At 67.2% G+C, this 19,848-nt stretch carries 20 protein-coding genes; 9 read left to right on the top strand and 11 right to left on the bottom strand.

What is annotated here, in order from left to right:
• Positions 1-49: 49 nt before the first annotated feature.
• A complete protein-coding gene (locus ACZ5IQ_RS09390) occupies positions 50-1,468 on the top strand; it encodes an NCS2 family permease (protein WP_212812182.1) in 1,419 nt (472 codons plus the stop codon).
• On the opposite strand, the gene ACZ5IQ_RS09385 is transcribed toward ACZ5IQ_RS09390, so the two are convergent.
• Entirely contained in the window at positions 1,465-2,283 is an 819-nt protein-coding gene (locus tag ACZ5IQ_RS09385; RefSeq protein ID WP_212812183.1) for a serine hydrolase domain-containing protein, read from the bottom strand. The genes ACZ5IQ_RS09390 and ACZ5IQ_RS09385 overlap by 4 nt on opposite strands.
• A gap of 113 nt (positions 2,284-2,396) precedes the next feature.
• Between ACZ5IQ_RS09385 and ACZ5IQ_RS09380 the strand changes: the two genes are divergently transcribed.
• The 3 genes from ACZ5IQ_RS09380 (at position 2,397) to ACZ5IQ_RS09370 (ending at position 5,250) form a co-directional block, all read left to right on the top strand.
• Positions 2,397-3,485: an S-(hydroxymethyl)mycothiol dehydrogenase gene (locus ACZ5IQ_RS09380; protein ID WP_053853984.1), complete on the top strand. Its 1,089-nt coding sequence runs from the start codon at positions 2,397-2,399 to the stop codon at positions 3,483-3,485.
• Positions 3,482-4,105, top strand: coding sequence for an MBL fold metallo-hydrolase (locus tag ACZ5IQ_RS09375; protein WP_212812184.1), 624 nt, complete (start codon positions 3,482-3,484; stop codon positions 4,103-4,105). The genes ACZ5IQ_RS09380 and ACZ5IQ_RS09375 overlap by 4 nt, the downstream gene beginning before the upstream one ends.
• Before the next feature lie 77 nt (positions 4,106-4,182).
• Positions 4,183-5,250, top strand: a complete 1,068-nt coding sequence (locus ACZ5IQ_RS09370; RefSeq protein ID WP_212812185.1) for a class I SAM-dependent methyltransferase — start codon at positions 4,183-4,185, stop codon at positions 5,248-5,250.
• On the opposite strand, the gene ACZ5IQ_RS09365 is transcribed toward ACZ5IQ_RS09370, so the two are convergent.
• Entirely contained in the window at positions 5,247-6,644 is a 1,398-nt protein-coding gene (locus tag ACZ5IQ_RS09365) for a GntP family permease (RefSeq protein ID WP_212812186.1), read from the bottom strand. The two genes, ACZ5IQ_RS09370 and ACZ5IQ_RS09365, sit on opposite strands and share 4 nt — an antisense overlap.
• A complete protein-coding gene (locus ACZ5IQ_RS09360) occupies positions 6,644-7,177 on the bottom strand; it encodes a gluconokinase (RefSeq protein ID WP_212812187.1) in 534 nt (177 codons plus the stop codon). Before ACZ5IQ_RS09360 ends, ACZ5IQ_RS09365 begins: the two co-directional genes overlap by 1 nt.
• A gap of 127 nt (positions 7,178-7,304) precedes the next feature.
• On the opposite strand from ACZ5IQ_RS09360, the gene ACZ5IQ_RS09355 reads away from it, so the two are divergent.
• On the top strand, positions 7,305-8,018 hold the full coding sequence (locus tag ACZ5IQ_RS09355; protein WP_371824531.1) for a FadR/GntR family transcriptional regulator: 714 nt from the start codon (positions 7,305-7,307) through the stop codon (positions 8,016-8,018).
• 12 nt (positions 8,019-8,030) lie between these two features.
• Here the strand turns inward: ACZ5IQ_RS09355 and ACZ5IQ_RS09350 are convergent, their stop codons facing one another.
• Positions 8,031-8,561, bottom strand: a complete 531-nt coding sequence (locus ACZ5IQ_RS09350; RefSeq protein ID WP_212812189.1) for a hypothetical protein — start codon at positions 8,559-8,561, stop codon at positions 8,031-8,033.
• Between the two features lie 72 nt (positions 8,562-8,633).
• On the opposite strand from ACZ5IQ_RS09350, the gene ACZ5IQ_RS09345 reads away from it, so the two are divergent.
• Entirely contained in the window at positions 8,634-9,386 is a 753-nt protein-coding gene (locus tag ACZ5IQ_RS09345; protein WP_064860214.1) for an SDR family NAD(P)-dependent oxidoreductase, read from the top strand.
• Positions 9,387-9,409: 23 nt separating this feature from the next.
• Here ACZ5IQ_RS09345 and ACZ5IQ_RS09340 read toward each other — a convergent pair whose 3' ends face one another.
• A complete protein-coding gene (locus ACZ5IQ_RS09340) occupies positions 9,410-9,745 on the bottom strand; it encodes a DUF732 domain-containing protein (RefSeq protein ID WP_053853988.1) in 336 nt (111 codons plus the stop codon).
• 261 nt (positions 9,746-10,006) lie between these two features.
• Here ACZ5IQ_RS09340 and ACZ5IQ_RS09335 point away from each other — a divergent pair, with 261 nt between their 5' ends.
• The 3 genes from ACZ5IQ_RS09335 to ACZ5IQ_RS09325 are packed head-to-tail and all read left to right on the top strand — an operon-like array spanning position 10,007 to position 13,836.
• On the top strand, positions 10,007-10,438 hold the full coding sequence (locus ACZ5IQ_RS09335) for an MmpS family transport accessory protein (RefSeq protein WP_133425868.1): 432 nt from the start codon (positions 10,007-10,009) through the stop codon (positions 10,436-10,438).
• Complete coding sequence (locus tag ACZ5IQ_RS09330) at positions 10,435-13,347, top strand: MMPL/RND family transporter (RefSeq protein WP_212812190.1); 2,913 nt, start codon at positions 10,435-10,437, stop codon at positions 13,345-13,347. The genes ACZ5IQ_RS09335 and ACZ5IQ_RS09330 overlap by 4 nt, the downstream gene beginning before the upstream one ends.
• 18 nt (positions 13,348-13,365) lie before the next feature.
• A complete protein-coding gene (locus ACZ5IQ_RS09325) occupies positions 13,366-13,836 on the top strand; it encodes a DUF5078 domain-containing protein (protein ID WP_020104387.1) in 471 nt (156 codons plus the stop codon).
• A 56-nt stretch (positions 13,837-13,892) separates the two neighbouring features.
• Here the strand turns inward: ACZ5IQ_RS09325 and ACZ5IQ_RS09320 are convergent, their stop codons facing one another.
• The 6 genes from ACZ5IQ_RS09320 to ACZ5IQ_RS09295 form a co-directional block, all read right to left on the bottom strand.
• Positions 13,893-14,903: a TIGR03617 family F420-dependent LLM class oxidoreductase gene (locus tag ACZ5IQ_RS09320; RefSeq protein WP_212812191.1), complete on the bottom strand. Its 1,011-nt coding sequence runs from the start codon at positions 14,901-14,903 to the stop codon at positions 13,893-13,895.
• Positions 14,904-14,905: 2 nt separating this feature from the next.
• Positions 14,906-15,502 (bottom strand): TetR/AcrR family transcriptional regulator, encoded by a 597-nt coding sequence (locus ACZ5IQ_RS09315; protein WP_212812192.1) that lies wholly within the window; start codon positions 15,500-15,502, stop codon positions 14,906-14,908.
• A 7-nt stretch (positions 15,503-15,509) separates the two neighbouring features.
• Positions 15,510-16,199, bottom strand: coding sequence for a transporter (locus ACZ5IQ_RS09310; RefSeq protein ID WP_212812193.1), 690 nt, complete (start codon positions 16,197-16,199; stop codon positions 15,510-15,512).
• Positions 16,200-16,201: 2 nt separating this feature from the next.
• The gene (locus ACZ5IQ_RS09305; RefSeq protein ID WP_212812194.1) at positions 16,202-17,488 is read right to left on the bottom strand and encodes an NAD(P)/FAD-dependent oxidoreductase; all 1,287 of its coding nucleotides are present in this window, start codon (positions 17,486-17,488) and stop codon (positions 16,202-16,204) included.
• Positions 17,485-18,789 (bottom strand): saccharopine dehydrogenase family protein, encoded by a 1,305-nt coding sequence (locus ACZ5IQ_RS09300; protein ID WP_212812195.1) that lies wholly within the window; start codon positions 18,787-18,789, stop codon positions 17,485-17,487. The genes ACZ5IQ_RS09305 and ACZ5IQ_RS09300 overlap by 4 nt, the downstream gene beginning before the upstream one ends.
• Before the next feature lie 156 nt (positions 18,790-18,945).
• Complete coding sequence (locus ACZ5IQ_RS09295; protein ID WP_212814884.1) at positions 18,946-19,845, bottom strand: alpha/beta fold hydrolase; 900 nt, start codon at positions 19,843-19,845, stop codon at positions 18,946-18,948.
• Between the last annotated feature and the right edge of the window lie 3 nt (positions 19,846-19,848).

Below are 19,848 nucleotides of genomic sequence, written 5' to 3'. Positions count from 1 at the left end.
CACCCAAACACCCGCGCGGAGCACCAGCGCGCCATCTATCTTCTAAGCCGTGACTGCCCTGGACCGGTTCTTCGAGATCTCCGCACGCGGCTCGACTGTCGCTGCTGAACTGCGCGGCGGCGCGGTGACCTTCATCGCGATGGCGTACATCATCGTGCTGAACCCCATCATCCTGTCGAGCACGGCAGACATCGCCGGGCACAAGCTCCCGTTCGGCCAGGTCTCGGCGGTGACATCACTGGCGGCCGGCGCCATGACGATCCTGTTCGGCGTCGTCGCCCGCCTGCCCTTCGCGTTCGCCGCCGGCCTCGGCATCAACTCGTTCCTGGCCAGCTCCGTGGTGGGCGTCCTGACGTGGCCGGAAGCCATGGGGCTGGTGGTCATCGAAGGCCTGATCATCGTCGCGATGGCCGTCACCGGCCTGCGGCGCATGATCTTCGATGCCGTGCCCATGCCTCTGAAACTGGCCATCACCGCAGGCATCGGGCTGTTCATCATGTTCATCGGCCTGGTCAACGCCGGCTTCGTCGCGTCGACCGGGCACCCGTCGCCGCCGCTGGGTCTGGGCGCCGGCGGCACCGGCTCGGTCCGAGCCATCCCGACCCTGGTGTTCGTGTTCACCCTGCTGACCTCAGGTGTGCTGGTGGCCCGCAAGGTGCGCGGCGGCATCCTCATCGGCCTCATCTCGGGCACCGTGCTGGCCGCCATCATCGAGGCGATCTGGCACCTCGGCTCGGCGACGGAAAAGCCCGGCGGCTGGAGCCTGTCCGTCCCGACGCTGTCCGGTTCGCCGTTCGCGGTGCCCAACCTGGCCCTGATCGGTCACGTGGACTTCGGCAGCTTCGGCCGGATCGGCGCCATCGCCGCGCTCATGCTGGTGTTCACGCTGCTTTTCACGAACTTCTTCGACGCCATGGGCACCATGACGGGCCTGTCCCGGCAGGCCGGTCTGTCCGACGAACACGGCAACTTCCCGCGCCTGCAGTCCGCGCTGGTGATCGAGGGCACTGGCGCCGTGGTCGGCGGCGCGGTGTCGGCATCGTCCAACACGGTGTTCGTCGAATCGGGCACCGGCATCGGCGAAGGTGCCCGCACCGGTCTGGCCAGCCTCGTGACCGGTGGATTGTTCTTGGCCGCAATGTTCTTGACACCGCTGACGGAGATCGTGCCCACCGAGGTCGCGGCCGCCGCGCTGGTCATCGTCGGCACCCTGATGGTCTCGGTGCTCCGCGAGATCGACTTCTCCGACTTTTCGGTGGCCCTGCCGGTCGTGCTGACCGTGGCCGTCATGCCGCTGTCCTACTCGATCGCCAACGGCATCGGCGTCGGCTTCATCGCCTGGGCGGTGCTGCGTGCGGCGTCGGGCCGCATCAAAGAGATCAGTCCGCTGCTCTGGGTCGTCGCCGCCGGGTTCCTGCTGTTCTTCGCGCGCGGCTGGATCGACAGCATGATCGGGGTCGTCCGCTAGGCGAACTCGCGCAGAACCGCGGCGGACACTTCCGGCCAGACGGCGTGCGTCCAGTCGCCGAAATCGCGGTCCGTCAGCACGACAAGCGCCAGGTCCGCTTCGGGATCCACCCAGAGGAACGTCCCCGACTGACCGAAGTGGCCGAACGTCCGGCCCGAGTTGCCCGCCGCCGTCCAGTGCGGCTGCTTGCCGTCCCGAATCTCGAAACCCAGACCCCAGTCGTTCGGGCGCTGCGATCCGAATCCCGGCAGCACGCCGTCGAGACCCGGGAACTGCACCGAGATCGCGTCGGCATGCATGGGCGTCGACACCAGGGCGGGACGCAGCAGGTCACCGGCGAATGCCGCCAGGTCGGCCACCGTGGACCAGGCGCCGTAGCCGGCGGTTTCGGCCGCGCCCGGCAGGTCGGAATCGCTCATCCCCAGCGGCTCGAAAACCGCTTCCCGCAGGTACTGCGCGAATTCGATGCCGGACTCGTGCTGCAGCACCTGAGCCAGTACCGCGAACCCGACATTCGAGTAGATGCGGCGCGTGCCGGGCGCGGCGATGGCGTCGGGTGTCTGCATCGCGAGACCCGAGGTGTGTGCCAGGAGGTGGCGCACCGTCGACCCGGGCGGGCCGGCCGGGGTGTCCAACTCGACGACGCCCTCTTCGATCGCGATCTGCGCGGCGCGGGCCACCAGAGGCTTGGTCACCGACGCGAGCCGGAACGCGCGGTCGACGGGTCCGTGCGTGGCGAGCACACCGGCGGGCGACACGACCGCCGCCGCGGCGTTCGGTACCGGCCAGGAATCCAGCAGCTCGAGAGCGGTCACGTCATCGACCCTGTCACACATCGCAGCGCCGATGGGCGGGCGCCGAGCCGCCGTTGACCAGACATTTGTATGGACACCATTCCAACCCTTCCCGGAGGCATTAGGTTATAGCCATGAGTCAGACAGTGCGTGGTGTGATTTCCCGGGCCAAGAAGCAGCCCATCGAGCTCGTCGACATCGTCATCCCCGATCCCGGACCCGGTGAGGTCGTCGTGGACATCATCGCCTGCGGGGTGTGCCATACCGACCTCACCTACCGCGAGGGCGGCATCAACGACGAATATCCCTTCCTGCTCGGCCACGAAGCCGCCGGCACCGTCGAGTCGGTCGGCGAGGGCGTCACCCACGTCGCCCCCGGCGACTTCGTCATCCTCAACTGGCGCGCCGTGTGCGGCGAGTGCCGCGCCTGCAAGCGCGGCCGCCCGCACCTGTGCTTCGACACCTTCAACGCCACCCAGAAGATGACGCTGACCGACGGCACCGAACTGACCCCCGCCCTGGGCATCGGGGCCTTCGCCGACAAGACCCTCGTGCACGAACGCCAGTGCACCAAGGTCGATTCCGAGGCCGACCCGGCCGTCGCCGGACTGCTGGGCTGCGGCGTGATGGCCGGCATCGGCGCCGCCATCAACACCGGCGGCGTGACGCGTGACGACACCGTCGCGGTCATCGGCTGCGGCGGCGTGGGCGACGCGGCCATCGCCGGCGCCGCCCTGGTCGGCGCCAAGCGCATCATCGCCGTCGACACCGACAACAAGAAGCTGCACTGGGCCCGCGAGTTCGGCGCCACCCACACCATCAACGCCCGCGACCTCGACGCCGTCGAGACCATCCAGGACCTGACCGACGGTTTCGGCGCCGACGTCGTGATCGACGCCGTCGGCCGGCCCGAGACCTGGAAGCAGGCGTTCTACGCCCGCGACCTCGCCGGAACCGTTGTCCTCGTGGGTGTTCCGACGCCCGACATGACCCTCGAGATGCCGCTGATCGACTTCTTCTCCCACGGCGGGTCGCTGAAGTCGTCGTGGTACGGCGACTGCCTGCCCGAACGCGACTTCCCCACCCTCATCAGCCTGTACCTGCAGGGCCGGCTCCCGCTGGAGAAGTTCGTCACCGAACGCATCGGGCTCGACCAGATCGAGGACGCCTTCCACAAGATGCACAGCGGCGAGGTGCTGCGCTCGGTGGTGGTCCTCAAATGAGTGCCATCCAGCGCGTCGTCACCAGCGGCACCTTCAGCCTGGACGGCGGCACCTGGGACGTCGACAACAACATCTGGCTCGTCGGCGACGACACGGACGTCATCGTGTTCGACGCCGCCCACACCGCCGCGCCCATCATCGAGGCGGTGAACGGCCGCAACGTCGTCGCCGTCGTCTGCACCCACGGCCACAACGACCACATCACCGTCGCCCCGGAACTGTCCGCGGCCCTCGACGCCCCGGTGCTGCTGCACCCGGCCGACGAGATGCTGTGGCGGGATGTCCACCCGGACAACCCTTTTCACACCGTGGACGACGACCAGGTGCTCACCGTGGGCGGCCTGGAGATCAAGGCCATCCACACCCCGGGGCACTCCCCCGGCTCGGTGTGCTGGCACATCCCCGAACTGGGCGCGGTGATCTCGGGCGACACCCTGTTCCACGGCGGCCCCGGCGCGACCGGCCGCTCGTACTCGGATTTCCCGACCATCCTGGCGTCGATATCGGAGAAGCTCGGCAAGCTGCCCGGCGACACTGTCGTCTACACCGGCCACGGTGACACCACGACCATCGGCGGCGAGCTGGTCCACTACGACGAATGGGTGGCCCGCGGCAGCTGAGCTGCCGATCGAGCACCGGCCACTGATTCCACGCTGGTTCAGAGCGCGCCACACAGCTCACGGCGCTACCGTGAGACATGCCCGAGTCCAGCGTGGTGGTGCAGCCCGACCCGATCGGGAGCGCGCGCCTGCAGACCGTCGGACTCCGCACGGCCACAAAGCTTTTCGAACAGGCCGCCGCCGAGGTGCCGCTCCCGGCGGCGCCGCGGCCGGTGGTGATCGCCGAGTACGGCTGCGGCAACGCGCACAACGGCCTGCTGCCCATCGGCGCGGGCATCACCGCGCTGCGCAAGCGCATCCGGCCCGAGCACCCCATCGCGGTGACGCACACCGACATCCCCGACAACGATTTCAGCGCCCTGTTCCGCACCTTGCGCGACGACGCATTCAGCTACCTGCGGACCGATCGGGCCACGTTCGCCTCGGCGGTGGGGCGGTCGTATCTGAGCCAGATCCTGCCGTCGGAAGGCGTGCACCTGGGCTGGTCGGCGTGGGCCATCCACTGGCTCAGCCGCATGCCGTCCGACATCCCCGATCACATCCAGCCGTCCTACAGCGCCGACGCGCAGGTGCGCGCCGCGTACGCGCGGCAGGCGGCGCACGACTGGCATGAGTTCATCGCGTTCCGCGGCCGCGAGTTGAGTCCGGGCGGCCGCCTCGTGGTCATGACCATGGGCCAGCACGACGACGGACGGCTCGGACTCGAGCCGCTTTTCGACGGACTGATGCGTGCGCTGTCCGACCTGCAGGACCAACGGCTCGTCACCTCCGAGGAGGTGCGGCGCATGCGGCTGCCGATCGTGGGCCGCAGTGAAGCCGACTTCCGCTCACCGTTCGCCCCTTCGGGTCGCTTCGAGCGCCTGCGGATCACCCACCTCGTGGTCGCCGACGAACCGGACCGCTTCTGGCAGCGATACCAGACCGACGGTGACGCAACGGCTTTCGCCAAGAGCTGGGTCGGTTTCACCAGGGCGGCGGTGTTCGACACCCTGCTGGAAGCGTTGGAGCCGGCCGACCCGGCGCGCCGATGTCAGCTCGCCGATGCCCTGGACGCCGCACTGGTGGAGCTACTGTCCGCCGCACCCCGCCCGATGCCGATTCCGGTGGCGCACATCGTCGTCGAGAAACAGCAGCGCGAAAGTTAGACGAACACGTCCAGGATCAGGACCATGGCCAGACCGGACACCGAGAGCACGGTCTCCATGATCGACCAGGTCTTGATGGTCTGGCCGACGCTGAGCTTGAAGTACTCCTTGACCAACCAGAAGCCGGCGTCGTTCACGTGCGAGAAGAACAGCGAGCCGGCGCCCACGGCGAGCACCACCAGAGACAGTTCGCCGGTGCCCATCCCATGCACCAGACCCAGCACCAGCGACGACGCCGTGATGGTGGCGACTGTGGCCGACCCGGTGGCCAGCCGGATCAGGACCGCGAGCACCCAGGCCAGCACGAGCACCGAGATGTGCACGCCTTCGGCCCAGCGCGCCAGCATGGTGCCGATGCCGGTGTCGACCAGCACCTGCTTGAAGCCACCGCCGGCGGCGACGATCAGGAAGATGCCCGCGACCGGGGGCAGGCTCGACTCGATGCACTTGGTGATCGCGGTGCGGTCCATGCCGGCGCCGCGACCGAGGGTGACGGTGCCGACCACGACGGCGATGAGCAGCGCGACCAGCGGAGTGCCCACGGCGTCGAAGATCCGGCGGAACCACTGCGTCTTGTCGTCGATGAAGATGTCGACGAGGGCCTTGCCCAGCATGAGCGCCACGGGCAGCAGCACCGAGAACAGCGTGACGCTGAAGCGGGGCCGTTTGCCATGTGCCCGAAGGGCTTCCGGATCGGTGGTGAAGGTGTCCGGTGCCGCGACGACGACCCACTTGCCGGCGAGGCGGCCGAACAGCGGGCCCGCGACGACGATCGTCGGGACCGCGACGAGCACGCCGAGGCCGAGCGTGACCCCGAGGTCGGCATTGAGCAGTCCGACGGCGGTCAGCGGCCCGGGGTGCGGTGGCACGAAGCCGTGCATGGCCGACAGGCCGGCCAGTGCCGGGATGCCGATGGTGATGAGCGACTGCTGCGAGCGCCGGGCCACCAGATAGATGACGGGCATCAGCAGCACGAGCCCGATCTCGAAGAACATCGGCAGCCCGATGATCGCGCCGACCAGCGCCATCGCCCACGGCAGGGCTCGGGGCGAGGCGGCACCCACGATGGTGTCGACGATCTCGTCGGCGCCACCGGAGTCCGCGAGCAGCTTGGCGAACATCGCGCCGAGCGCGATCAGGATGCCCACGCCGGCCGCCGTCGCGCCGAACCCGTCGGAGAACGATTTGAGAACCGCGGCGAGGTTCTCGCCGGCCGTCAGCCCCACCGTCAGGCCACCGAAGATCAGCGACAGGAACGGGTGCAGCTTGAGCAGCGTGATGAGCACGACGATGACGCTGATGCCGGCCACGAAGGCCAGGATCAGCTGAGTGGCCGAGGAGACCGGTTCGATGAGTTTGGGTGCGTCGGCGAGGACGGTGACGGCGGTGCGCATCAGATCTTCTCCCCGTCGCTCCGCTCGCCCCGTCGGTTCTCCCCTTGGGTGCGCGAAATGTATTCGTCGACAATCGAATCGATGCTCTGCCCGACGTCGATCACGATGCCGGCCTCATCGGCTTGCAGGGGTTCGAGGGTCTCGAACTGTGAGGCGAGCAGCGACGCCGGCATGAAGTGGCCGGGGCGGCTGGCCTGCCGGGCGCCGATGACCTCGGGGGTGCCGAACAGGTGCAGAAACCGGGTCTCCGGGCAGTGGCTGCGCAGCTGCACGCGGTACTTGTATTTCAGCGCCGAACAGCTCATCACGCCGCCGGTGCCGCAGTGCTCCCCGAGCCATCGGCCGATGGTCTCGAGCCAGGGCCGGCGATCGTCGTCGTTCAGCGGGTGACCGGCCTTCATCTTGGCGATGTTGGCGGCGGGATGGAAGTCGTCCGCATCGGCGAACGGCACGCGGAGCCGCTGCGCGAGCGCCGCGCCGACGGTGGACTTACCGGATCCTGAAACGCCCATGACGACGATGGGTGATGGCATGTTCTGCACCCGCCCCTTGTTGTGGTTTGACTCACACAGCGTGACTCAAAAGTCATACTTTTTCAAGAGGCCACAGAAAAACATCGGTTCTAAGTCAGATCTCCGGAGTTATGACAGGATGTTATGCGTGTCCACCCCGTCAAACGTCGGCGCTCTCCACGACAACGTGCTGAGCGCGCTGGGGGCCGCGGTGGTCTCCGGTAGGTACGCCCCCGGCGAGGTGATCACGCTCGAAGGAGTGAGCGCGGAACACGGCGTCTCCCGCAGCGTCGTCCGGGAAGCGATCCGGGTCCTCGAATCGATGGGCATGGTCGCCTCCCGCCGCCGGGTCGGCATCACGATTCAGCCGGCGGCCAACTGGAATGTGTTCGACCCCAGGCTGATTCGCTGGCGACTCGAGTCCGGCGACCGGGCCGCCCAACTGGTGTCGTTGTCGGAGTTGCGGCGCGGATTCGAACCCGTCGCGGCCGCCCTGGCTGCCGAGCGCGCCGACCCGCACCAGTGCCGGATCATGGCCGCCGCCGTGTCGGACATGGCGGTACACGGGCGCGACGGCAATCTCGAGGCATACCTGCTGGCGGACAAGATCTTCCACCAGACGTTGCTGGAGGCCAGCGGCAACGAGATGTTCCGCGCGCTCACCGCGGTGGTGTCGGAGGTCCTGGCGGGACGCACCCACCACGGCATGATGCCCGACTCCCCCAACCCGGCGGCCATCGCGCTGCACGACGAAGTGGCCCGCGCCGTGCGGATGCGCGATCAGGCCGGCGCCGAACGCGCGATGCGCGCCATCATCGACGAGGCCGCCGCCGCGGTCGCCGAGGAGCAGGGCTCGGCCTGACCGGCCCGGCCGTCAGCGGCAGCGCTTGAGGCCGTCGTTGGGATCACAGAACAACGGGAACTGCTGCACCGGAATCGGCAGCGGCTTCTGGAATTCCAGCCGGAACGACTTCTTCGTCATGGCCGCCTGCACGCCGCACTGTTCGTTGTTGGTGGTGGTCCGGGTACCGGTCCAGTTGGTGTCCTCCCACTCGTAGGTCTCTACGAGCTTCGACTTGGTGCCGTCCGGGCACGTGAAACCCTGGAGGTCGGTCTGGGTGAACATCCAATGTCCCTCACCGCCGGTCTGGCGGGCATCGCCGCCCAGCGTGCCGCCGTACTGGTCGGAGCCGACGTGCACGAGGCAGCCCACCGGCAGTTCCAGGTTGTTGCGCAGATCGCCGACGGTCGGGGCGCAGACGGGCCAGATGGTCCACACGCTCATCGGCGTGCCCTCTTGGATGTAGGTGTAGATGCCTTCGGGCAGCCGGATGTTGTCGGCCTGCGCCGGCGCCGCCGTGCCGAAGAGTGCGCCCGCTGCGACGAAGCCAAAACTCGAAACCATAGCGAGAACACGTTTCATTTTCACCGCCCGAGTATCGCAAATGACTTGCCCACGGCGTGAGAAAGTCACCGTATGAGTTCACTCAGCGGGAAGGTCGCGTTGATCACCGGGGCCTCGGCCGGCCTGGGCGCGGCCACGGTCAAGGTTTTCGCCGAACGCGGCGCATCGGTCTTCGGTATCGCGCGGGACGCCGAGCGGATGGCGACGGTATTCGCCGACGCCTACGGCGACGAGCCCGGCGGCGCGTTCGCCGCGGTGGACATCAGCACGGCCGACGCCTGCCGGCAGGCGGTCGAGGATTGCATCGCGAAATTCGGGCGGCTGGACGTGCTGGTGAACGTCGCGGGATTCCATGTCATGCGGCACACCCTGTCGATGACCGATGACGACTGGGACCGCGACCTCGCGGTGAACCTGAACGGCCCGTTCTACCTGACCCGGGCGGCGCTGCCGCAGTTGCTGGAGAACGGCGGCAACATCGTCAACGTCTCGTCGATCGCCGGCGTCGAGGGCGAGATCTACTCGGCGGGCTACTGCGCCGCCAAGCACGGGCTGATCGGTCTGACGCGGGCACTGGCCGTCGAGTACACGAAGGAAAAGCTCCGGGTCAACGCGGTGTGCCCGGGCGGCATGCTCACCGCACAGGTCACCGAGTTCGCGGCGCCCGAGAACGCCGACTGGGACCTGATCATGCGGATCGCCGCGCCGCGTGGCTTCATGGAGCCGCGTGACGTCGCGAACGTCATCGCGTTCCTGGCGAGCGACGACGCCGCCGCGATCCACGGCTCGGTGTACCGCGTCGACAACGGCAAGGGCCCGGCCTGACCGGCCGGAATCGAGTCCGGCGACTAGTGCGCGAGCGCGACCAGCAGGTCGTGCTTCTCGGGGCAGTACGTGTCGAAAGCGGCGTTGAGGAACTGGTACACCTGCTGCTCCGAGCTGCTGTTGCGGGGCAGGTTCTTCTTCAGGAACGCCGCCGAGTCGGTGGCGCTGTGGTCGACGTTGTTGTCGAGCCGCTGACAGGTGATCTTGCCGATCCAGGCGTTGTAGTCCTTGGGGCCGTAGATCCCGTAGGTGTGCAGCTGGTTGGCGAAATCGGTGTCGGGGTCGGCCTGCGCGGGAGCCGCCATGGTGACGGCAGCCGCCACGGCACCCGCAACTGCGACCAGAGTGCGTGCCTTCATGTGACGGAGTCTATTCGTGCTGGTTGCCATGTGCCCCTGCTCCCTGAACAGTCGTCGCCGCCTGTTCAATCCCATTGAACTGCTGCGTATTTGGTTCGATCTGCTGCGCGTTACCGGCTACGGTGATACGAGCCACCCGCAGCGTAGGTTTCCCATGATTAACTTAACTGGTCTAATCTAACACTTAAATGACCTAATCTGTCGGGGTCAGGGTACGGGAAGCGGGGAACAGCGAGTGCAGTCGACCATGGTGTCCGCAGCGTGATCGGCAATGCGCTCAAGAAGGCGTGGATCCCGTTGCTCATCCTCGCCGTGGCCCTCGTCGCCGGCTTCACCGTGCAGCGCGTACGCACCTACTTCGGCCAGAACCCCGTCATCGTCACCCCACGCAACTTCGCCGACGATGCCAAACCGTTCAAACCCAAGGTCGTCACCTACGAGATCACCGGCACCGGCAGCTACGCCGACATCAACTACCTCGACCTGGACGCCAAGCCCCAGCGCATCGACCACGCGCCGCTGCCCTGGAAGCTCACCCTGTCCACCACCGCACCGGCAGCATCGCCCAACATCGTCGCCCAGGGCGACGGTGACTCCATCACCTGCACCGTCCACGTCGACGACGAACTCAAAGACACCCGCACCTCCACCGGCGTGCACGCCCAGACCTTCTGCCTGGTGAAATCCGCATGACACAGCCAACAGACGAAGACACCGTCATCTTCCCGAAGGCCGAGCAGCCGCCGCACCGGCCGCTCATCGCCCGCCTGATCCGCACCTTCGCGATCCCGGTCATCCTCTTCTGGATCGGCGTCATCGTCTTCCTCGGCAGCGCCGTCCCGTCGCTCGACGAGGTCGGCAAGATGCGCTCGGTCTCCATGTCGCCGGACCAGGCCGCGTCGGTCATCGCGACGAAGCGCGTCGGCGAGGTGTTCCAGGAGTTCAAGTCGAACAGCTCGGTCATGGTCGTGCTGGAAGGCGATCAGCCGCTCGGCGCAGAGGCACATGCCTACTACGACGAGATGATCAAGAAGCTCCAGGCCGACACCACGCATGTCGAGCACATCCAGGACTTCTGGAGCGACCCGCTCACCGCCGCCGGCTCCCAGAGCAATGACGGCAAGGCCTCATACGTCCAGGTCTACCTGCGCGGTAATCAGGGCGAGGCGCTGGCCAACGAGTCCGTTCAGGCCGCGCAGGACATCATCAAGAGCATCAAGACGCCGCCCGGCCTGAAGGTCTACGTGACCGGCCCCGCGGCACTGGCGGCGGATCAGCACATCGCCGGTGACCGCAGCGTCAAGATGATCGAGGGCGTCACGTTCCTCGTCATCATCGTCACCCTGCTGCTGGTGTACCGGTCGTTCATCACCGTGCTGCTGACGTTGCTGATGGTGGTCCTCGAGCTGTCCGCGGCACAGGGCGTCGTCGCGGCGCTGGGCTTCTACGACATCATCGGTCTGTCGACCTTCGCCACCAACCTGCTGGTCACGCTGGCCATCGCCGCAGCCACCGACTACGCCATCTTCCTGATCGGCCGGTATCAGGAGGCGCGCGGCGCGGGCGAATCCCGCGAAGACGCCTACTACACGATGTTCGAGGGCACCGCCCACGTCGTGCTCGGCTCCGGCCTGACCGTCGCCGGCGCCACGTTCTGTCTGCACTTCACCCGCATGCCGTACTTCGTGTCGCTCGGCGTCCCGCTGGCCATCGGCATGATCACCGTGGTGTTCGCCGCCCTGACCCTGGGCCCGGCCGTGATCTCGCTCGCCAGCCGGTTCCGCAAGACGCTCGAGCCCAAGCGCGCCATGCGCGTGCGCGGCTGGCGCAAGCTCGGCGCCGTCGTGGTCCGGTGGCCGGCTCCCATCCTGGTCGGCACCATCGCGCTGTCCCTGGTCGGCCTTCTGACGCTGCCGGGTTACGAGCCCGCCTACAACGACCGCCTGTACCTGCCCGCCGACATCCCCGCCAACGAGGGCTATGCGGCGGCGGACCGGCACTTCTCGCCGGCCCGGATGAACCCCGAGTTGATGCTCATCGAGAGCGACCACGATCTGCGCAACTCCGCCGACTTCCTGGTGATCGACAAGATCGCCAAGGCCATCTTCAAGGTCCCCGGCGTCTCGCGGTCGCAGACGATCACGCGCCCCGAGGGCAAGCCGATCGAGCACACCTCGATCCCGTTCCTGATGAGCATGAGCGGCACCTCTCAGAAGATGAACGAGAAGTACGCGCAGGACTCGATGGCCAACATGCTCAAGCAGGCCAACGACATGCAGATCAACATCGACACGATGAAGAAGATGCAGGGCATCACCACCCAGATGGCGGCCACCACGCACAGCATGGTCGCCAAGATGGTGAACATGACCCTGGACGTGGCCGACCTGCGCGACCACATCTCGGACTTCGACGACTTCTTCCGGCCGATCCGCAACTACCTGTACTGGGAACCGCACTGCTACGACATCCCGGTCTGCTGGACCATGCGCTCGGTCTTCGACACCCTCGACGGCATCGACACCATGACCGACGACATCCAGAACCTGATGCCGGACATGTTGAAGCTCGACAAGCTGATGCCTCAGATGGTCGCGTTGATGCCCGAGATGATCTCGACGATGACCAACATGAAGCAGTACATGCTGACCATGTACCAGACCCAGAAAGGTCTGCAGGATCAGATGCAGGCGCAGCAGGACAACGCGAGCGCCATGGGCGAGGCGTTCGACAACTCCCGCAACGACGACTCGTTCTACCTGCCGCCCGAGGTCTTCGACAACGCCGAATTCAAGCGCGGCATGAAGAACTTCATCTCGCCCGACGGCAAAGCCGTGCGGCTGATCATCTCGCATGAGGGCGAACCGATGAGTGCCGAAGGCATCTCGCACATCGACGCGATCAAGAACGCCGCCAAGGAGGCCATCAAGGGCACTCCCCTGGAGGGCTCCAGGATCTACCTCGGCGGCACCGCGGCGACCTTCAAGGATCTGCAGGAGGGCGCCGACTACGACCTGCTGATCGCCGGAATCTCCGCCCTCGCACTGATTTTCGTCATCATGCTGATCATCACGCGGTCCGTGGTGGCCGCGGCGGTCATCGTGGGCACCGTGGTGCTCTCACTCGGCGCATCATTCGGTCTGTCGGTTCTGCTGTGGCAGCACCTGATCGGGCTCAACCTGCACTGGATGGTCATCGCGATGGCGGTCATCATCCTGCTGGCCGTCGGCGCGGACTACAACCTGCTGCTCGTCGCCCGGTTCAAGGAAGAGATCCACGCCGGCCTCAACACCGGCATCATCCGGTCGATGGGCGGCACCGGTTCCGTGGTCACCTCGGCCGGCCTGGTCTTCGCCTTCACCATGATGTCCATGGCGGTCAGTGAGCTGCACGTGGTCGGTCAGGTGGGAACAACCATCGGTCTGGGTCTGTTGTTCGACACGTTGATCATCCGATCTCTGATGACACCGGCCATCGCCGCCCTGATGGGCAAGTGGTTCTGGTGGCCGCAGCGGGTGCGTCAGCGTCCGGTGCCAGAGCCGTGGCCCCAGCCCAAGCCGACCGGCGAACTGCAATCAGCCTCCAGCAGCACAGGTATCTAGGAAACAGGAGTAATGACTATGGTCCAGATCAAGCGTGGCCTGAAGCGCGCCGGTACCGCGGTCGCAGCCCTGGGCGCGGTCGCGACGACGCTCGCCGGACCGGCAGCCGCCGATGCCACCGACGACTACCCGATCCCCCACCGCATCATCATCACCACCTGTGATGCCGAGCAGTACCTGGCCGCCGCCCGCGACACCAGCCCGGTCTACTACTCGCGGTACATGATCGACATGCACAACCGCCCGGCCGACATCCAGCAGATGGCCCAGGACCGCATCCACTGGTTCTTCTCGCTCGACCCGGTCGGCCGCCGCCAGTACTCCGAGGACACCGCCACCAACGTCTACTACGAGCAGGTGGCCACGCACTGGGGCAACTGGGCCAAGATCTTCTTCAATAACAAGGGCGTCGTCGCCAAGGCCACCGACGTCTGCCAGAACTACCCCAAGGGCGACCTGAGCGTCTGGAACTGGGTCCAGGCACCGTAGTCTCCTAGCGATTTGTGCACGATTTTCCGCGCGGACCGCGGATTTTCGTGCACAAATCACTGGGTGTGCAGGGCCGTGACCAGGTCCCGTACGTCCTCGGGCCGCTGTTCGTAACCCGGGAAATAGCAACAGATTTCGTCGACGTGTCCGCCGAAGCGGCGGCCGATCTCGGCGGCGCATTCCTCCGGGGTGCCGACGATGCCGATGGTGCGCACCATGTCGTCACTGATCAAGGCGCGCATGCCCGCGAAGTCACCGACCTTGGACATCGCGTTGAGTTGGGGCTGCAGGTCCGCCCACCCCTCGGTCTCGAGCACCGGCAGGTAGGCGGGCGTGGAGCCGTAGAACGCGATCAGCGTGGCGACGCCGTTGATCGCCGCGGTCAGATCTACCTCGGTCCGTGCCACCGCCACCATGGCCTGCGCGATGATCTGCAGATCGCCGGGCGCGCGCCCGGCGATCTGCAAGCCCTCCCCCACTGCCGTCAGGGTCCGGTCGGCGAAATGCCGCGCGCTGTGGAACGGCATCACCAGCAGCCCGTCGGCGACCTGCGCGGCGGTGCGGGTCATGATCGGCCCCAGCGCCCCCATGAGCACCGCCGGCGGACCGAAGGGGTTGGGCCCGGGGTTGAAGTTCGGCGGCATCAAGGTGTGGGTGAAGTGCTTGCCGCGAAAATTCAACGGCGCCTTGCCTTCCCAGCAGTCGAAGATCGCCTTGATCGCGGTGACGGTCTCGGCCATCTTCTCGGCGGGTTTGGCCCACTGTGCGCCGTAACGCTTTTCGATGTGCACCTTGATCTGTGAGCCCAGGCCCAGCCGGAACCTGCCACCGCTGTACACCTGCAGGTCGTAGGCGGCGTGCGCGAGATGCAGCGGGCTGCGCGGGCCGGCGATCGCGACGTTGGTCATCAGGTCCACGTTCGCCGCGCCGGCCGCCGCGACGAGCGGCAGGAAGACATCGTGCGGGCCTTCGAAGGTGAACACCCCGTCGGCACCGAGACCCGCCAGCTCGCGGGCGTGGTCGGCCGCCCGCTGCGGTGCTCCGTCGATCTGCAGTTGTACCCGCATGACTACCGCGGTCCGTATAACGCTGCCATCCAAATGTTGTACAGCACCTCGACGACGACATCGGGATCCGGGTGCGGCTCGGCCGAAAACGACTGTGTCAGATAGCGTTCGTCCATCCACACCAAGGCCCGCGCGGTTTCCACCGCATCGAGGCCGGCCTTGATCTTCCCGTCCGCCTGGTCGTCGGCGATGCGCTTGGCGGTGGCGTCGATGAACTGCTGAATCAGTTGTGCGTATGCGGCCTCGACCTTCTCGTCGGAGCCCGCCGCATCCGACAGCGCACGCAAGACGCGCCCGTGCTGCGAGTAGACCTCGGTCAGGCCCCGGAATGCCGACCGGGCATCGTTGACGAGATCGGTTCCCACGAGCCACCGGTCGACCATTTCTCCGATCTCCATCCCGAGATGCTCGACGACGCGCAGCGCCAGGTCGTGGCGGTCGCGGAAGTGCACGTAGAACGCCGGCCGCTTGAGCCCGGTCCGGCTCATCACGGCGTCGACCGTCATCTCGCGAAAGGGCCGCTCCCGCAAGAACTCCTCCGCGGCGACGAGGATCTCGCGTTCAGACTCTTTGGGGTCGTGCTTCGGACGTCTGCTCATCGTGTCCCTAGTTCATCACAACCGCTCGATTGTGTTTGTCCAGTGCGCGGTAGGCGTAGTAGTAGACGATCAACTGCAGCCCCCACGTCGTCAACGCCGCGGTGTAGAAGATCGTCCGGTTCGGATCATCACCGGGGACGTCATAGAAGTCGTACGTCGCGGCGATGACGGCTCCCATCGCCGTGACGGCGCCGACGAGAACCGCATGTTTGCGCTCCCCCACGCGCCACAGCCGGGCCGCGAAATAGACGAGGAAGATGCTCGTGAGGACGTTGACCGTGACCAGGAACACCGCGCCGGCCAACCCGATGTGGTGGGTGACGGGCGACGCCGTCCGCAGCGCGTAGAACGTCAGGCCGAGACCGACCGCACCGGCGAGCGCGAAGACACCGATGTCGACGGCGCGCGACGGCTTGTAGCCGTGGGTCACCGCCATCAACCCCAACACGAGGATCAAGGTGATGCCGACCGACCGGGAGAACGCGTCGAAGAAGATCGCGACGTGGAAACTCGGGCTGTCCTGGCTCAGCCGCAGCACCGCGTAGAGCAGGAAGTTGACCCCGGAGGTCGCGACGATGATCCATTCGAGGCCGAGCAGGTAGTTCCCATGGCGCCGGATGAACTTCCACCCGTAAGTGAACCCGGCGAAGATCATGAGCAGGTCCGCGAGGACGAACAGCGCGCCGATGACGTCCATGGCTACACCCGGGCCAGACGGTCGAGAACCCGGTCGCCGAACCAGCCGAGGGTCAGCGCCGGCTGGCTGACGAAGCTGGGCCAGAATCGGCCCTCGTGCCAGATGGCCGCGAGGTCGTCCGGCACGGGTGCGCCGGACAGCCTGTCGGCGAGCATGCTGCCGACATACTGTGCCTGGGCGAAGCCATGTCCGTTGCACGCCAACGAATACAGGACATTGGGCGCCGCTTCTCCGGCGACCGGCAGCCACGTGGAGCTCATGCCGATCCAGCCACCCCACGCCCGCCCAGGCGCAACATCACTCAGTCCGGGGAAGCGTTCCCGGAAGCCGCGCACGAGGTCGTCGACGACGGGCGCCGACGGCGTCCGTGCGCGCAGCGGGCCGTTGGTGGTCTCCAGCCGGCGCGTGCCGAAAACGATGGTTTTCCTGGGGGTTACGCGGTAGCTCTCCAGGATCATGTGGGCGGTCACCAGGGGTGCACGACTCGTCCAGCCGATCGCATCCAGCCGTTCCGGTGCGACCGGCTCGGTCTCCACCAGCGAGGTCCACACCGGCGACACCAGCCGCCGCGGCGTGACGGCGAGGTCCTTGCCGTAGGCGTTGGCGGTGAGCAGCGCCTGCTTGGCGCGGACGCGACCACCTGCGGTCCGGACCGTCACCCCGGCCGGACCCGCATCGACGTCCTGCACGGCCGTATGCTCGAAAACCCTTGCCCCCGAGCGCAAGACGGCGTCACGGAGACCGAGCACGTACTTGCCCGGGTTCAGGGTGCCGCCGATGCCCTCGCGCATGCCGCCGAGGAACCCGTCCGGCAACCCCGCCGCGGGTCCTTCGACGAATTCGGCCGACGATCCGGCCTCCGCCATGATCTTCGCGTTGCGGCGGGCCTTGCGCAATTGCCCCTTCGACACGGCGGCCTGCACGATGCCGACCTTCTCGAAGTCGCAGTCGATGCCCCGGCGCGCAATGGCTTCCTCGGTGAATTCGACTGCGCATTCGGCGAATTGGAACAGCGCGCGGACCTTTTCCCGCCGGAACAGCAGCGCCAGGAGCGCCGGGTCAGCGGCGATCGAGTTGGTGACATAGCCGGCGTTGCGCGAACTGGCGCCCCAGCCGCAGGTCTGTGCCTCGATCAGCACGACGTCGGCACCGGACTCGGCGAGCCGCAGGGCTGCCGTCATCCCGCCGACGCCGCCCCCGACGACCGCGACATCACATGTCACCTCGCCGGCGAGCGCGGGTTCGCCGACCGGTACCTCGGCCCAACCGGTTTCCGTCAACAGGTTCATGCCGAGACCGCCTTCCGGGAGGTCACCGCGGTGCTCGGCGTGACCACTGCCTCGACCACCTGGTGCAGCGGCGCCCGGCCGGTCGCCGCCAGCGCGCGGTAGAACGTCTCCGGGTCCGCCCAGTCCTCTGGCGCCAGGACACCCGACCGTTCACCCAACCGATCGAGTGCCAACAGCATGAACGCCGCGGTGGCCGATCCGGTGAGCGACGCCATGGTGGTCCACGGCGTGCCCGGCCCACTCACGGGCGCCCGCCGCACGGAAACCACCGGCTGCCCATCGCGGGTGCCGGTCACCCGCACGTAGTTGGTGCCCCGGAACGGCGGGTGCTTCTTGGCCGCCGATGTCGCCATGAACTTCAGCACCTCGACGGCCCCGATCTCGCCGCGACGGATGGTGCCCCAGAGCCCGGACAGCGCGTGCCGCCACACCTTGACCGAGCCGGTCTTGTCGGTCAGCAGGTCGTTGACGAAGTCGATGGCCTCGTCCATGGTGATCTTGTTGTCCTGTACGGCAACTGCGACGCCGCGCATGATGCCGTTCGTGGGTGGCGGGTCGAGCGCGCCCAGCACGCGAACCCGGTCGGCGCCCGGCCAGCGCCGCGGCAACGTCACCGCTTCCGGATGCGCGCACTCGTAGAACCGGTAGGCATCGCCGAGTGAGTTGCCGACGTCGAAGACGTCGTTCTCGATGAACGTCTGATGCTGCACGGCGCGGCCGCCTTCCCAGGTCCAGCACGGCCCGGCGAAGCCCCGGATCGCGTGGTCGAGCACCGCGCGGCCATACGGCACCGGTCCTTCGTCGCCGGTGACCCAGCAGATGTCAATGCGCTCAACAACATCCATGTCGCGAGCGGCGTCCGCCGTCATCACGTTGGTGTATCCGGGTGAGGCCCCGCAACAGATCAGGATCGGCACGCCCGCGGCCTTCGCCTTGGCGTCGAGTGCCAGCGCCGCGCGGGTGCTCGCCTCGTCGTCGTCGAGATCCAGGTAGGGCACCTTCTTCTCGATGCAGGCGGCCATCACCGGCTCGGCGGTGCGGTTGTACGGCCCCGCGCCGAGGACGACGAGGTCGGCACCCTCGATGGCCCGGCGCAACGCGCCGCCGTCGAAGAGGTCGAACGAGCCGACCGTCGCGGTGCCGGGCAGCTTCGCCGCGAAGTCGTGCAGGAGTTCGGGCCGGATGTCGTAGAGCTCGAGCGCCCAGCCGCCGTCGCCGGCCGCCGTGGCGAAACGTTCGATGGCGACGCGGCACATCTCGCCGGCTGCACCGATGAAGACAATTCGCTTTGTCGTGGTCATGGCACCAGCTTGCGCCCATAATTACGCGTTGTCAATGACACGATGTAATTGAAGGGGGCACATGCCGGCCGCCGGTTCCGCGGCCCTGACCAGGTGGCGGAACCGGCGTCGAAAATCACCCTGTTGTCAGGGTCGCGAGCACCGCAACGGCGCCGCCTAGCTGCGCCCGACGTAGCTCAGGATCGCCGCGGCCACGTCGGCCGGACGGTCGACCTGCAGGAAATGCCCTGCCCCGTCGATGGTTCGGACCACCGAACCGGCCGGCAGCGCGGTCAGCAGCTGCTCGGTGTAGCCCACCTGCATGGCGCCGTCGTCCGTACCGTGCAGGTACAGGATCGGCGCGCACGGCAGCTCCCGCAGATAGCGTTCGAACTCGGCGTACGGCCCACCGACACTGCCCGGCCGCACCAGCGCCCGGTAGTAGCCGACGGCGGCCGCACGGTGCTCGGGTGTCGGCAGCGCCGCGAGCGTCGTCGCGACATCCGCGGCGACGTCGGTGCCGGCCGGCGACCAGTCGCGCCAGAGTCGCGGGATGACCCGGTGCAGCGTGCGTTCCGGCAGGCAGGGGAGCTGAAAGTACATGATGTACCAACTCATTCGGAGTTGGACCAGGCCCATCCGGGCGGTGCGGGCCGGGCTGAACTTGGCCTGGCTCATTGCCGCCAGCGGCGGGACGGACATCGAGACCACCGCAGCGAACGGCGAATCCTGATACGCGGCAACGGCATTGGCGGCGAAGGCGCCCCAGTCATGCCCCACCAGCACCGCGTCGGGCCCGCCGCCCAACGCGTCGTAGAGGTCGAGCACGTCGGACACCAGCGCGCCGACGTGGTAGTTGCCGTCGGCGGGCACGCCACTCGGGGCGTAGCCGCGCATGAAGGGTGCCACAACCCGGTAGCCCGCCTCGGCGAGCAGCGGGGCGACCCGGCGCCAGCCATGTGCGCTGTCCGGAAAACCGTGCAGGCACAACATCAATCGTCCGTCAGCCGGCCCCCACGCCAGCGCCCGCATGCGCAGTCGCGGCAGCGTGAGGTCCAGGGTCTCCTGATTGGCCATCAT

The organism is Mycobacterium toneyamaense, from assembly GCF_055384815.1.
This window is presented reverse-complemented; position numbering and strand designations above follow the sequence as displayed.

Bases quoted from the DNA above. Each gene is read 5' to 3' on its own strand.
- ACZ5IQ_RS09380 (WP_053853984.1), top strand. From the start codon at position 2,397: ATGAGTCAGACAGTGCGTGGTGTGATTTCCCGGGCCAAGAAGCAGCCC.
- ACZ5IQ_RS09375 (WP_212812184.1), top strand. From the start codon at position 3,482: ATGAGTGCCATCCAGCGCGTCGTCACCAGCGGCACCTTCAGCCTGGAC.
- ACZ5IQ_RS09370 (WP_212812185.1), top strand. From the start codon at position 4,183: ATGCCCGAGTCCAGCGTGGTGGTGCAGCCCGACCCGATCGGGAGCGCG.
- ACZ5IQ_RS09365 (WP_212812186.1), bottom strand. From the start codon at position 6,644: ATGCGCACCGCCGTCACCGTCCTCGCCGACGCACCCAAACTCATCGAA.
- ACZ5IQ_RS09360 (WP_212812187.1), bottom strand. From the start codon at position 7,177: ATGCCATCACCCATCGTCGTCATGGGCGTTTCAGGATCCGGTAAGTCC.
- ACZ5IQ_RS09350 (WP_212812189.1), bottom strand. From the start codon at position 8,561: ATGGTTTCGAGTTTTGGCTTCGTCGCAGCGGGCGCACTCTTCGGCACG.
- ACZ5IQ_RS09345 (WP_064860214.1), top strand. From the start codon at position 8,634: ATGAGTTCACTCAGCGGGAAGGTCGCGTTGATCACCGGGGCCTCGGCC.
- ACZ5IQ_RS09340 (WP_053853988.1), bottom strand. From the start codon at position 9,745: ATGAAGGCACGCACTCTGGTCGCAGTTGCGGGTGCCGTGGCGGCTGCC.
- ACZ5IQ_RS09330 (WP_212812190.1), top strand. From the start codon at position 10,435: ATGACACAGCCAACAGACGAAGACACCGTCATCTTCCCGAAGGCCGAG.
- ACZ5IQ_RS09325 (WP_020104387.1), top strand. From the start codon at position 13,366: ATGGTCCAGATCAAGCGTGGCCTGAAGCGCGCCGGTACCGCGGTCGCA.
- ACZ5IQ_RS09320 (WP_212812191.1), bottom strand. From the start codon at position 14,903: ATGCGGGTACAACTGCAGATCGACGGAGCACCGCAGCGGGCGGCCGAC.
- ACZ5IQ_RS09315 (WP_212812192.1), bottom strand. From the start codon at position 15,502: ATGAGCAGACGTCCGAAGCACGACCCCAAAGAGTCTGAACGCGAGATC.
- ACZ5IQ_RS09310 (WP_212812193.1), bottom strand. From the start codon at position 16,199: ATGGACGTCATCGGCGCGCTGTTCGTCCTCGCGGACCTGCTCATGATC.
- ACZ5IQ_RS09305 (WP_212812194.1), bottom strand. From the start codon at position 17,488: ATGAACCTGTTGACGGAAACCGGTTGGGCCGAGGTACCGGTCGGCGAA.
- ACZ5IQ_RS09300 (WP_212812195.1), bottom strand. From the start codon at position 18,789: ATGACCACGACAAAGCGAATTGTCTTCATCGGTGCAGCCGGCGAGATG.
- ACZ5IQ_RS09295 (WP_212814884.1), bottom strand. From the start codon at position 19,845: ATGGCCAATCAGGAGACCCTGGACCTCACGCTGCCGCGACTGCGCATG.